The sequence below is a fragment of the Rhizobium sp. BR 315 genome, from assembly GCF_050577975.1.
Taxonomy (GTDB): domain Bacteria; phylum Pseudomonadota; class Alphaproteobacteria; order Rhizobiales; family Rhizobiaceae; genus Rhizobium; species Rhizobium miluonense.
In genome coordinates this window covers 277000-288758 of the sequence record NZ_JARWKZ010000001.1, presented here as the reverse complement: position 1 = coordinate 288758, position 11759 = coordinate 277000, and the positions used below count along the sequence as shown (strand labels likewise).

Annotated in this window: 10 protein-coding genes; 2 read left to right on the top strand and 8 right to left on the bottom strand. The window is 58.8% G+C overall.

The genetic code is table 11. The features are described 5' to 3' along the window. The first annotated feature begins 1 nt into the window (after position 1). Positions 2-832, top strand: a complete 831-nt coding sequence (locus QD409_RS01380; protein ID WP_430761659.1) for an ABC transporter permease — start codon at positions 2-4, stop codon at positions 830-832. Between the two features lies 1 nt (position 833). Then, positions 834-1979 (top strand): P1 family peptidase, encoded by a 1146-nt coding sequence (locus QD409_RS01375; protein ID WP_092844137.1) that lies wholly within the window; start codon positions 834-836, stop codon positions 1977-1979. A gap of 207 nt (positions 1980-2186) precedes the next feature. On the opposite strand, the gene QD409_RS01370 is transcribed toward QD409_RS01375, so the two are convergent. The 8 genes from QD409_RS01370 to QD409_RS01335 all read right to left on the bottom strand — a co-directional run bounded on the left by QD409_RS01370 (position 2187) and on the right by QD409_RS01335 (position 11758). Beyond that, on the bottom strand, positions 2187-4391 hold the full coding sequence (locus QD409_RS01370; protein ID WP_092844139.1) for a DUF1217 domain-containing protein: 2205 nt from the start codon (positions 4389-4391) through the stop codon (positions 2187-2189). Positions 4392-4722: 331 nt separating this feature from the next. Next, on the bottom strand, positions 4723-6459 hold the full coding sequence (locus tag QD409_RS01365; RefSeq protein ID WP_430761658.1) for a pilus assembly protein TadG-related protein: 1737 nt from the start codon (positions 6457-6459) through the stop codon (positions 4723-4725). After that, on the bottom strand, positions 6459-6881 hold the full coding sequence (locus QD409_RS01360) for a TadE/TadG family type IV pilus assembly protein (RefSeq protein ID WP_092844143.1): 423 nt from the start codon (positions 6879-6881) through the stop codon (positions 6459-6461). Before QD409_RS01360 ends, QD409_RS01365 begins: the two co-directional genes overlap by 1 nt. A 531-nt stretch (positions 6882-7412) precedes the next feature. Further along, complete coding sequence (locus QD409_RS01355; protein WP_245297910.1) at positions 7413-7601, bottom strand: hypothetical protein; 189 nt, start codon at positions 7599-7601, stop codon at positions 7413-7415. 94 nt (positions 7602-7695) lie between these two features. Next, the gene (locus QD409_RS01350) at positions 7696-8496 is read right to left on the bottom strand and encodes an ABC transporter permease (protein ID WP_092844147.1); all 801 of its coding nucleotides are present in this window, start codon (positions 8494-8496) and stop codon (positions 7696-7698) included. Beyond that, the gene (locus tag QD409_RS01345; RefSeq protein WP_430761657.1) at positions 8493-9347 is read right to left on the bottom strand and encodes an ABC transporter permease; all 855 of its coding nucleotides are present in this window, start codon (positions 9345-9347) and stop codon (positions 8493-8495) included. Before QD409_RS01345 ends, QD409_RS01350 begins: the two co-directional genes overlap by 4 nt. Before the next feature lie 92 nt (positions 9348-9439). After that, positions 9440-10612 carry an ABC transporter substrate-binding protein gene (locus QD409_RS01340; RefSeq protein ID WP_092844151.1) on the bottom strand — a complete coding sequence of 391 codons (1173 nt, stop codon included), beginning with the start codon at positions 10610-10612 and terminating at the stop codon, positions 9440-9442. A gap of 48 nt (positions 10613-10660) precedes the next feature. Beyond that, the gene (locus QD409_RS01335; protein ID WP_430761656.1) at positions 10661-11758 is read right to left on the bottom strand and encodes an ABC transporter ATP-binding protein; all 1098 of its coding nucleotides are present in this window, start codon (positions 11756-11758) and stop codon (positions 10661-10663) included. Position 11759: the final 1 nt, after the last annotated feature.

Here is an 11759-nt window from a genome sequence, read left to right as displayed (position 1 = left end):
CATGAAGATCGCACGCACGCTCCTCAACGGCGGACTGGCACTTTACACGATGCTGTTCTTCGCCTTCATCTATATTCCGCTCGTCCTGATCGCCGTCTATTCGTTCAATTCGAACCCGGTCAACATGATGAGCTGGAGTGGCTTCACCACGGACTGGTACGCTAAGGTCTTCGGCTTCAAGACGGCCTCTTCCGAGAGCGCTCTCTATATCGAATCGACCGATCAGCTGATTGCTGCCGTCTTCAACAGCCTGAAGATTGCTATCTCCACCACGGCGATCTCGACCGTGCTCGGGACTGCCATGGCAATTGCGCTCCACCGGTTCAATTTTCTCGGCAAGCGCTTCTATCAGGTCGCCATGTTCATGCCGATGCTGATGCCCGACATCGTTCTCGGCATCGCGCTTCTGATCTTCTTCGTCAGCGCCGGCATCCAGCTCGGCCTGATGACCATCATTATCGGCCAATGCACCTTCCTGATCTCCTATGTCTTTATCGTCGTCTCGGCACGACTGGCAGGCATGGATCGGACGCTGGAAAATGCTTCGGCCGATCTTGGCGCCAACGAGTGGATGACGTTCCGCCGCGTGGTGCTGCCACAGCTCATGCCGGGCATCCTCGGCGGGGCGCTGCTTGCCTTCATCATCTCGATGGATGACCTGGTGATCACCTACTTCATCGCCGGCGTCGACGTCACGACACTGCCGATGTTCATCTTCGCCATGCTCCGTCGCGGCATCAAACCCGAGATCAATGCAATCGCGGTGATGATGCTGACCTTCTCCTTCCTCGTGGCCTCGCTTGGCCTTTATCTTCGCTCCCGGCAGAAATGACATGACCATAAAAACAAACCCCCGCAGACCACGCGGCCGCCAGCTTGGCCTGCCCTTTACCGGCCACACCGGCGCAAACAATGCCATCACGGACGTGGCCGGCATCGGCGTCGGCTTCCGCACCATCATCGAGGACGAGCCGCGTCCCGGCCGCCCGCGCCCGACGCGCACCGGGGTGACCGCCATCCTGCCGCATATGCACTCGGAGACACCCGTCCCCGTCTACGCCGGCGTCCATCGCTTCAACGGCAATGGCGAGATGACCGGCACGCACTGGATCGAGGACGGCGGCTATTTTCTCGGCCCTGTCGTCATCACCAATACCCATGGCGTCGGCATGGCACACCACGCCACCGTCAAATGGATGATCGACCACTATGCCTCGACCTACCAGACAGACGACTTCCTCTGGATCATGCCTGTCATCGCCGAGACCTATGACGGCGCGCTGAACGATATCAATGGAATGCACGTCAGCGAGGCCGATGTGCGCGCCGCGCTTGATAGCGTTGCGGCCGGCCCGGTGCAGGAAGGCAATTGCGGCGGCGGCACCGGCATGATTACCTACGGCTTCAAGGGTGGAACGGGCACGTCCTCCCGCATCCTCGAGTTCGATGGACGCAGCTACACGATCGGCACGCTGGTACAGGCCAATCATGGCCAGCGCGACTGGCTGACGATATCGGGCGTGCCGGTCGGTCGGCACATGCGGGATGGCACCCCGCAGAGCCAGCTTCAGGAGCGCGGTTCGATCATCGTCGTCATCGCCACCGACTTGCCGCTGGCGCCGCACCAGCTGAAACGGCTAGCACGGCGTGCCGCCATCGGCATCGGCCGCAACGGTACGCCGGGCGGCAACAATTCCGGCGACATCTTCCTGGCGTTCTCGACCGCCAATGCACATCCGATGGCGCACAAGGCCAACGGGCATCTGCCCCTGCAGATCGTCAATGACGAACCCCTCGACCCCGTCTATATGGCAGCCGTCGACAGCGTCGAAGAGGCCGTTGTCAACGCGATGCTGGCGGCCGAGGATATGGGTGGCACGCCGCATGATCGATTCCGAATCCAGGCCATTTCTCACGACCGGCTTGCCGAGCTGATACGGCAATATGGAAGGATGGAGCCGGAAAGGGCACATTCGTAGGCCGATAGATCTGCAAACAGATCGTCAGCGCCATTGGGTTGCCCGCGGCGCTGATCCCTTTTGCGACGGTGTGCCGGGCTCGACAAGCTCCCCCGTCGGAATAGGGGCCGCGGAAGTCTCCTCAACTCGTGGCACTATGCTTCGTTCGCCGCCGGAAACACGATGGGCACCGTCGCCTCGCCGCGGCACCGCGTCTGGACAAGGCCGTTATCGCGACCTGAGCTGGGCGATCGACAGCAGCAAGTCCGCACTCATACCGATATTGGACCCGCCTGTCAGGATCGCCGATCCCGGCGAATTCGTGTTCACGCCATTTGCCGCATCGTAAACGGCGGAGAAGCGCTTGAGCAGGTTGTTGACCTTGGCGGGATCATGCAGGTCCTTCACCGGAAACAGCTTTTCCAGCATTTTGGCCTGACGGGTCACGTCCATATTGGACATGGCGGACGGCAAGGAGAATGTGGTTTTGATCACATTGTAGAGCGCTGGATCCGCCATGATATCGTAGACGGAATTGACCTGCGGCGCCTTTCGCTGGAAGTAGAGCGCCAGCCGGATGCCGTCGTTGGAAGCACCCTGCTGAGATTCCAGGCTTTGATGGAGATAAAGATCGTCCGTGGCAAGACGCGTGCCCTTGTTTTGGCTCGTCGATATCTTGGAGTTGGTCAGATTCCCCTTGGAGTCGAAATTGAAGACACTGACCATCGCCTTGAACTTCTGACCGGCCGGCGAGTTCAGGAATCCCTTCGCATCCTCCGGATCGGAGGTGAAAGCCTTCTTCAGTGTGTTCTTGTCGACTGTCTTGGGATCGATGTTGTTGGCGACGAGGATGAAATCCGTCAGCTTCTTGTCCGCCAGAAGATCGTCGACGCTCTTGACCTTGCCGATCGACTTGATGAAATTGTTGGCCGCGTCCTTCACATCCTTGACGGCCTTTTCCCGCATCTGGCCCGTCAATCCGAAGGTCTTTGCCTTGGAATAGGCCGATACGAAGCTGTTCATCGAGGCGAGTGGCAGAGCCTCGACAGCCGGGCGAAGATGGCCTTTGCTGTCGAAATTAAACGCCTTCGCGAGATCGACAAATCTCTGGTCCTTGAGGGATCCGACATAGCTCTTGCTGTCGTATGGATCGCTCTCCAGTATCTTTCGCAGCTGCTCTCTCGACAATTCGTTCTTGTCTATCCCGTAGGCCCGAAGCGCCATCTCCTGCACAGTCGGAAGATCTTTGGACTGAAAGTCGTTGGCGGCGAAGAAGTCGTTGATCGTCTTTATCTTGCCGACCACCGCGGCGTAGTGGGTTTCGGCGTCCTTGAACAAGGTCTGCCGGGCATCCGCATAGTGCGCCATGTATTTATCGGAGGTCGTCTTGATGCTGGCGTCCGTCTGCGCCGGCTGGCCGGCGGGAAGCGATCCGTCCGGCGAAAAATTGAACGCGGAAACCATTTCAGTCATTCCGGTCACGAACGCATAGTTTTTGTCGGAAACGGCCAGGCTGAATTGCTTGGCCGTGACTTTCGAATTCACCCCGAAAGCGCTCTTTACGTAGGAGAACAGTCTGTTATCGCCGGTGATGTCATCAGCCGATCGGACCTTCCCAATCTGCTGGTGATAATACTGGTCGTTGCTGGTCGCCGAAGCCAAGGTGGTCAGGGTCGGCACCGTGTTATCGTAGCGGGATATCAGCGCCTCTTTCTGCTGTGCCGTTTGGGCGGTGGCGCCGGAAAGCGTGCCATCCGGCTTGAAGCCGAATTCCGAGGCGATCAGCTTGTATGTTGCCTGGGCCGAAGTCGACGAGAAATTGCTCGCTGTATTGACGAAGCTGTTGGGATCATTGAGATCGCTGGTCAGAACAGACTTCAGGAAGCTCTTCGATATATGGGTCGCATCGAGACCATGAGCGGTAAGCACATAATCCCGCATCCTGGTACTGTTGACGATATCATCGACATTCGTCGCCTTGTCGATCCACGAGCTGTAAAATGCGCTCTCCTTCTTTGCCAACGTCGCTTCGTTGGCGAAAGACCGCTCGTAAAGACCGATGGTATCGTTCTTCTGCGCGTCGCTTTGAGCCGCTGGCTTGGTGGAATTGGCGGTGAAATTGAAGGCAGCCGCGAATTGCCGATAGCGATTGTCGTTGAGCTTGTTTGCAAAGCTGCTGCTGTTGCTGAGATCGCTCGTCAGCACCTTCTTCATGAAGGCTTTGGCGTAGGTCATGTCCTCGAGGCCGTAGGCCTTCATCGCATAGCTGTATAGCTTTTGATCGGCGAGGAATTCGTCGACGTTTTTGATCTTGCCGATGTGAGTATCGTAATACTGCTGGTCACTTTTGACGCTAGCCTGCTTGGCGACACGCGCAAGCGTTGTCGCCATGTCCTTTGTCGCAGTCACGTAGCCGAGATACGTTGAAATCATGGATCGCCCCCACAGCGCGCAATTCACCAACACTAGCCCCGATGCACACAATCGCAACCAGACCTTGCGCGAGGCTAGATCGACAATCTCTGGGCCTGTTCGCTATACCGCTGGCTGTCTTAAGGCTGTCTAAAAGGCCGCATCTGCCGACAATGGAAGAATGCACCTGGCCGGCTCACATGGAGGCGCAAAATCCGAAGAGCAAGGTTTTCGGTTAAGAATCAACCGATCATGGCCTGCCCGGAGGTGCTGCCTCAGAGTGCATCCGAACTTGGCTCCGGCAGCAGCGCAGACTCACGGCCATGACTGGGTATATCCCTGAATTCCGCGATTACTGTACGAGGACCGGCTGCATGCAGCGGGCATCGGTGACTTGTATGTCGGCCTGCCCGATGCCGATGCCGAGGAGCCCCAGCAGGTTGTAGAGGAGCTGGTCGAGGGGCGCAGTGACGGCGGAAAGCGTGTCAGCAACTCCCGACAGTACCCCGCTCGGCGTCCCGATCGTCAGGATGAGCAGCTGGATGCTGATGTTGGCGTTCTTCAAGAGGGACTGGACCAGGGATGTCGTGATATCCCTGGTCGAGACCGTTTTGATCGTACCGGCCGAGATTTCCGAGGGCTGATAGGTCAGCCGCGTGGGGCTCATGTTGGCGATGTCGATCTGGGCGCTTGCAAGGACCCTCAGCAGCAGGGAATCGATGATGGCTGCCTGCGTGACCCGCGGTTTAGTGCCGAAATTGACGAAGGCGGAGGTATCCACGTCTCCCAGCGCTATCTCGGCGACGCCAGGCACGGCATCAACGCCGACGACCGCATTGGGCATATTTCCACCCACACAGGTGATCGAAGCCAGCCTGGCCTCGGCGGGAGCAACCTCAACATAGAGCGGCACCCGGAGCTTCAGCCCCGCGATCGCAGACAATCCCGTCACCGAAACTTCGATGGCGGCACGCACCTGCGGCGTACGGATGGTGGTGCCCGGCGCGCCGACCGCAGCGGACGGTGTCTGCTGTGCCATCTCGCCGATCGCCAGCGTCAATTTGGCCGTGGCAAGACTGGGCAGTGCAACCCCGAGATCGACAGCAATCTGCTTTTGCTGATTGGCCGCCATTGCGGTCAGGGAGAGGAAGCTCATCAGGCTGATATTGGAGGTCAGGTTCGGTCCTGTGCCGATGATATTTTTGCCCTCGGGGCCGAGGTTCAAGATATCCTGGAGCTTGACGGTGAGCTTCGTCGTGCCGAGCGATTTGCCCAAGCTGTTGATAATGCGAATGACCGCGGGCGACAAGTTGGTTGACTTGCCGAGCGCACCTAGAAGCTTGTCGTAGGGGACATCGGTCGCCAGGAGATCGTTGTAGCTGCCCGCCGTGAGATTGAGATCGGTCGCCAGAAGATTGAGGTAGCTCAGGAGGTTTACGTTCGCAGAGATGAGCGACTGATAATCGACGAGATTCAGGGATATCTGCGTTCCCAGAAGAGAACCCAGGAGCTGGTTCAGAATGCCGCCATTGAGACTGGCGAGCCGTGATCCGATGGAAAACGCTGCCAAACGCTCGCTGGAGGCGGTGCCTGTGGCGCTTAGCGTCGGCGCTGTGGCAAAGGCGGAAGCGAAGGGCATCACGGCCTGTTGCGTGAGCGTCACCTTCACGGAATCATAGGGGGCGCTTCCTGATGAAGAAAAGCGGCTCTGGGGCGCGATCGATGCGTCAGCCGTGTAGGTCCCGAGAACCATGTTGGCGAGCGTTTCATATTGACCTGAATTGGCCGAAGCCGTCGAAATGGTCCCGTTGGACGTCAGGTAGCTGGTGCCCGAAGCAAGAGCTGCAGTCGTTCCGTTCGACTGGAGATTGTTAAGAAGCGCGGTATTGGCGTTCGTAATATCGGAAGCGGCCGTGATTGCGCCGATGTCGCTGAGCTGCTGCAGGCGCTGCTGCTGCAGCGTCATCATGCCGTAGTCGATACCGAGACCAAGGCAATAGAGGATCAGCGGCGAGACAAGCGCCGTTGTGATGGCAACATTTCCCCGCCGGTCGCGGCAAAAGGCGAGCCGCCTGAGAAATTCTTTCATTACATTCCCCCGATCCTGATCGTGGAATAGCGGCGGATGGTCTGATCGGGCATGGCGAAGGTGTAGAGATTCCAGATCGGGAGGGCGGAGGCATCGTAGCTGGCGCTGACGGTAAACTGGTTCGCATTGGTCGGGTCGGTCGCGACCGTGACGGTCAGCTTGTCCTTCGTCAGGAATGCGTCGTTGATCGTCGAGCGATTGACGTAATCCTGAACGAGTTGCGTCCGCTCACTCGAAGAAATACCTGCGATCGCGGTGCGTGCAGCGTCGGCCGTAAGCTGCTGCAGGGAATGGGCGGCAGTGAGATAGATGGCAAAGGCAACGAGCGTTAGGAGCAGGAGGACAAAGAGCGGCGCGATGAGGGCAAACTCGACTGCGGCCGCGCCCCCTTCTGCCCTATTGAAATCAGAAACACGAGCCATGATCCTGTCTCCTCCAATCGACTGCTCATCCGTGATGATGACGATCGAGGAAACCTTAGATTGCGGATGTTAATTTTATATTTCTAAATATACTATTTTCTAATGTTTTTACATCTAAAGGACGTTGGTTTGATTGATAAAAATGGTGTCGTCGCAATGACTTGGCCGCATTTTCCGAGAGAATCCGATCTTTTATACCGGCCAATAAGTCGCTGAGATCAAAGGCCCCGCAGCTGGGGAACTTTCTCCGCTCATAGGTTGCTCCACCGGCGCTTGGCCGCATCGAAATAATAGGGGGCGACCCTCCACGGATGTCTTGAAGGCAAGGGGCGATATGCACCCGCGCAAGGCTATGAGGCAGAGTAAGAAAGAAGAGCGCCGCCACTCGATTGGCGATTTGGACGTTCCGGTTGTAATTGGCCCTGACAGGGATGGTCAGGATACCGTGCGGCCTCGACGATACAGCTCGCGCGACGCATCACAGGCCGATGGCATATCGGGTGAGCACCCGGATGCCGGCATGAGAACGATCTATTTCTTCTTCGGCACCAGATCCCAGCCGCCTTGCGTATTCTTCACAAAGCGGCGATTGCCCTTGTAGTAGCTGACGGCGCCTGTCCGATCCACCTTGATCGCAGTGGGCAGCAATTGCGCCGCCGCCTTCAGGCGTTCGACCATATCAAACGCTTCCTGCCGTTTTCCCGCACGGATCAGCGCCATCAATCTGGACTCTCGCTTCATCCTTTATACTCCCGTTCATGGAGGATTGGGGGCCGACGGAACTTGCAGCTTTGCAGTCTTATTCGCATATCGATCACCCCGCTCGGCGTTGCATGAGCAGCGCGCGCAGGGCCACGGCCACCACGCAAACGCTGGAAACAAGAAAGATTGCGCCCGACATCGCATAAATCGTCGGCGAGGCGCCGGCATTCATCTTGCCGAACAACACCACCGGCAACGTGTTCTGCCGGCCTGCCAGATAGAAGGCGCGCGTAAACTCGTTGAGCGACAGCAGGAACGAAAAGATGAAAGCGCTGATGAGGCCCGGCCGGATGAGTGGCAGGGTAATATCGCAGAACTGTCTGAAACGGCTGGCGCCGAGATCGTCCGCCGCCATCAGATAGGTCCTTTTGACAGCAGCAAAGCTCGTCAAAATCACGATGAAGGCGAAGGGCATCGCCCATAGCAGATGGCCGGCAATGACGGTCAAGGCCGAGGCCTTGACGCCAACCCGGCTAATAACCGTCGAGAGCGCCAGCCCCTGGATGACACCCGGCACGAACATCGGCAAAAGCATGGTCAGAAACCATAGGCTTCGGCTGCGGTGAAGTTCGCGGTATGCGAGAGCAGCCCCGAGCGACAACACCGTCGCGATCACAGCCGTCGCAAACGCAATGATGAGCGATTGGACGAGCGCGGCAATGAGCGCGCTTTCTCCTCCCAAAGCGATATACCATTTCAAGGTCAGATCAGCGAAGTGCGGCAATCCGGGCTGCAAGGACGGATTGAACGAAACGCCGAGGAGATAGAGCGGCGGCGCATAGATCATCGCAAGGCCGACGACGGTCAGCGTCCAGATGATGATGCGTGGGCTCGTTCCTTCCCGGACGATCATTGGCTGCGATCCTCGAACAGGGAGGAGAGGCCGAATATGGCATCTCCGATCAGCACCAAACCGAAGACGATAACGAGCATGAGCGTCGAAATCGCAAAGGCGAGCGGGAAGTTGGCGACCCGCATGACGTCGTTGATCATCACGGAAACGATCGATGCGCCGGCGCCGCCGAGCATCTGCACCTCCGTCGAGGAGCCGGCAACCATGACGAAAACGAACAGGAATCCCGCGAAAACGCCCGAATAGGTCAGCGGCAGCAAGACGGTGCGCGCCATCGTCCAGAAGCCGGCGCCAAGATCGCGCGAAGCCGCCAGCGCGATCGGATCGACGCGGCGCATCGAGAGCAGAACGGGGAAGGTTGCGAACGGCAGATACGAGGCGACGAGCCCGACGATCACGGCGAAATCGCTGAACAGCAACCAATCGAGCGGGGCGTCGGTGATCCCGGCTTGCTGGAGAAGCGTGTTGATGACGCCTGTGCGGCCAAGCAGCAACCGCCAGGAGAAGGAGCGGATGAGATAGGAGGTAAAGAACGGGATGGTCAAGAGAGCCGCGAGCACGACCGACGACGTGCGGCCGGCGAGAAAATGCATCGCGTAAGCCGTGGGATAGGCGATCACGAGGCAAATGGCAGCCGTCAGAAACGCCTTGCCGAGCGTGGACAGGAACACGCTCCAGCGCCCGGCCTCCAGAATGGCGCCGTAGGCGGCGAGACTGAATTCGGGCTTGATCCAATAGGTCGCCGGATCCCAGGCGCAGAAACTCCACACCACGACGAGAACCAACGGCGCAAGGCCGAACACGAGGATCGCCGCGAGCGGAGCAGCCAGCAATGGAACTGATGTCTTCATGGTCTGGTTCCGCTTCAATCGGCGTTGATCCCATCGGCTCGGGGCCGGCCTGTCCCTGGACAGATGCGCCAGCCCCGGTCCATCGCGTTACATCAGGCGTTGCGCAGCTTCTGCCACCACTCCTCGTAGAGTTGGAAATTGTCCGGGCGGCAATTCTGCCAGTAGACCTTTCCGGAGAACTTGGCCTTCACATGGTCGGCGAGCTTGGCGACATCGTCGGCCTTGTATTCGTCCGGGTGAGCCTTGGCATAGGCGAGATTGTTGTCGGTCGGCACGAGATAGCCGCGCGCCTTGCCCAATTCGCAACCATAGAGGCCGGCAAGCAGGCCATCGACGAACTTGTGGGCGACATCGGCCTTGCCGCGATCTGCCGCACCCTTGAGCAACACCGTGTTGTTGCCCCATCCCTCATAGCCTTCGACGGGAGCGGCATATTCCACCTGAAGCCCGCGCTTGCGGCCTTCGTAGACGATCGGCTCCCAGCCGGTCATGGCATCGACTTCCTCATTGGCCACGAGCTGAACGCCCTGTTCCCAGCCGTTCCAGAAGGTGCGGAACTGGCCGTCCTTCTTGTGCTTGATCAGGAACTCCATGACGAGGCCGAGCTCCGATTCGGAAAGGTTGCCGGGATCCTTGATCGGCTTGTTTTCCGCTCCCTTGAGGTAGATGGCCGTAAAGATGGCGCTATTGATCCAGGCGTCTTCCATCGCCACCCGGCCTTTGAGCTTGGGATCGAAGATCACGCCATAACTGTCGACCTTGCCGAGCTTGTCGGGGCGATAGATGATGGAGTCGGCGTTGACCACAGTCGGAATGCCGTACTGCTTCCCCTCGTAGGTCAAGGTCGGGATATCCTTGGCCCATTGCCAGATGCCGGCGAAATTCGGGATCTTGGAAACATCCCAAGGAGCGATCAGCCCCTGCTTGGCAAGCTCCCGTTCGGCGCCGCCCTGAAAGCCGCCGACATCGAAAAGATCGTTGGCATTGCCGGCGGCAAGGCGCGCAACCACCGGGCCGACGTCGTTGCCGTTATCGGTAAATTCGGGCGAAACGCCGCTCTGACGGGCAAATTCCTGCCATTTGTCACCGATGTCGAGCGTAGCCGTGGCCCAGAATGCAACCGTTGCGTCAGCGGCCATGGCGGGCGTAGCAGCCGATCCGCCAAAAGACAGCGCGGCCGCACCCGCACCCATCAGCTTGAGCATGTCACGGCGCTGCATGTTGCTCCTCAAAGCGGAGGAGACGAGATCATTGCGTTTGTTCATCGTGTCATTCCCTTCCCTTATTTTTCGCTTATGTCGGCTATTCGGGTTCTACTCGTCGCCTCCAGCCAAGGCCGGTATTCCGGAACGATCGATCAGGAGCGCAGCACCCGGCTTCAGACGCACACGCACGCTCTCGCCCGGCAAGGGCGGAGTTGCATCCGCGCTAGTCGTTAACACCACACGCTGGCTGTCGGCAAAAGCGAGCGTAACGTCATGACTCAATCCGCGATAGATGCTTTCGACAACCTTAAGTTCAATTGTTTCGGCTGCCTCTTCGGCAGTCGGGACAAAGTCAATTCGGTCAGGTCGGATTGCGACAAGAGCGTCGGACGGCGGTGCTACCCCGAAAAAGGTCACGTTCACCCGCTGGCCGGCAATCGTAGCGACAGCCTTGCCACCGGAAAGCGAAATGTTTTCAGGCTTCAAAAGCGTATCGATGCCGACAAAGCGCGCGACGAAGGCATTGGCCGGTGCCTCGAAGAAGCGCGCCGGCGCATCGGTCTGCTCGATCCGCCCCTTGTGCATCACCGCCATCCGGTCGGAAAGGCTGAGGGCCTCGTCCTGATTGTGGGTCACGAGAATGAAGGTCGCACCAGTGCGCTTGTGGAGCCGCCCAAATTCGTCGCGCATCTGCTGGCGCAGCCGCTCGTCGAGTCCGGTCAGAGGTTCGTCAAGCAGAAGGATGCCCGGCTCCATCACAAGCGCGCGGGCAAGCGCCACGCGCTGGCGCTGGCCGCCTGAAAGAAGATTGACGTCGCGATCCGCAAAGCCGGAAAGCTCGACGAGTTCAAGAACATCCTCAACCTTGGCCTTCAGCGCAGTTCCCGAGAGCCCGCGCAGCTTCAGTCCATAACCGACGTTCTGCGCGACATTCATATGTGGGAAGAGCCCGAGCGACTGGAAGACGGTATTGACCGGCCGGCGATTGGCCGGAATACCAGCCATATCCCTTCCGTCGAAAAGCACGCGGCCCGAAGTGGGCTTGTCGAAACCGCCGATCAGCTTCAAGAGCGAGCTCTTGCCGCAACCGGACGAGCCGAGCAGCGTGAAGAACTCCCCCGCCCGGATATCGAGCGTCACGTCGTCGACGGCGTGCATCGCCTCGTAACTTCTGACGATATGGTCGAGACTGATCGCGATCGCCATA

Coding starts and splice junctions, on each gene's coding strand:
- QD409_RS01380 (WP_430761659.1), top strand. CDS start 2: ATGAAGATCGCACGCACGCTCCTCAACGGCGGACTGGCACTTTACACG.
- QD409_RS01375 (WP_092844137.1), top strand. CDS start 834: ATGACCATAAAAACAAACCCCCGCAGACCACGCGGCCGCCAGCTTGGC.
- QD409_RS01370 (WP_092844139.1), bottom strand. CDS start 4,391: ATGATTTCAACGTATCTCGGCTACGTGACTGCGACAAAGGACATGGCG.
- QD409_RS01365 (WP_430761658.1), bottom strand. CDS start 6,459: ATGAAAGAATTTCTCAGGCGGCTCGCCTTTTGCCGCGACCGGCGGGGA.
- QD409_RS01360 (WP_092844143.1), bottom strand. CDS start 6,881: ATGGCTCGTGTTTCTGATTTCAATAGGGCAGAAGGGGGCGCGGCCGCA.
- QD409_RS01355 (WP_245297910.1), bottom strand. CDS start 7,601: ATGGCGCTGATCCGTGCGGGAAAACGGCAGGAAGCGTTTGATATGGTC.
- QD409_RS01350 (WP_092844147.1), bottom strand. CDS start 8,496: ATGATCGTCCGGGAAGGAACGAGCCCACGCATCATCATCTGGACGCTG.
- QD409_RS01345 (WP_430761657.1), bottom strand. CDS start 9,347: ATGAAGACATCAGTTCCATTGCTGGCTGCTCCGCTCGCGGCGATCCTC.
- QD409_RS01340 (WP_092844151.1), bottom strand. CDS start 10,612: ATGAACAAACGCAATGATCTCGTCTCCTCCGCTTTGAGGAGCAACATG.
- QD409_RS01335 (WP_430761656.1), bottom strand. CDS start 11,758: ATGGCGATCGCGATCAGTCTCGACCATATCGTCAGAAGTTACGAGGCG.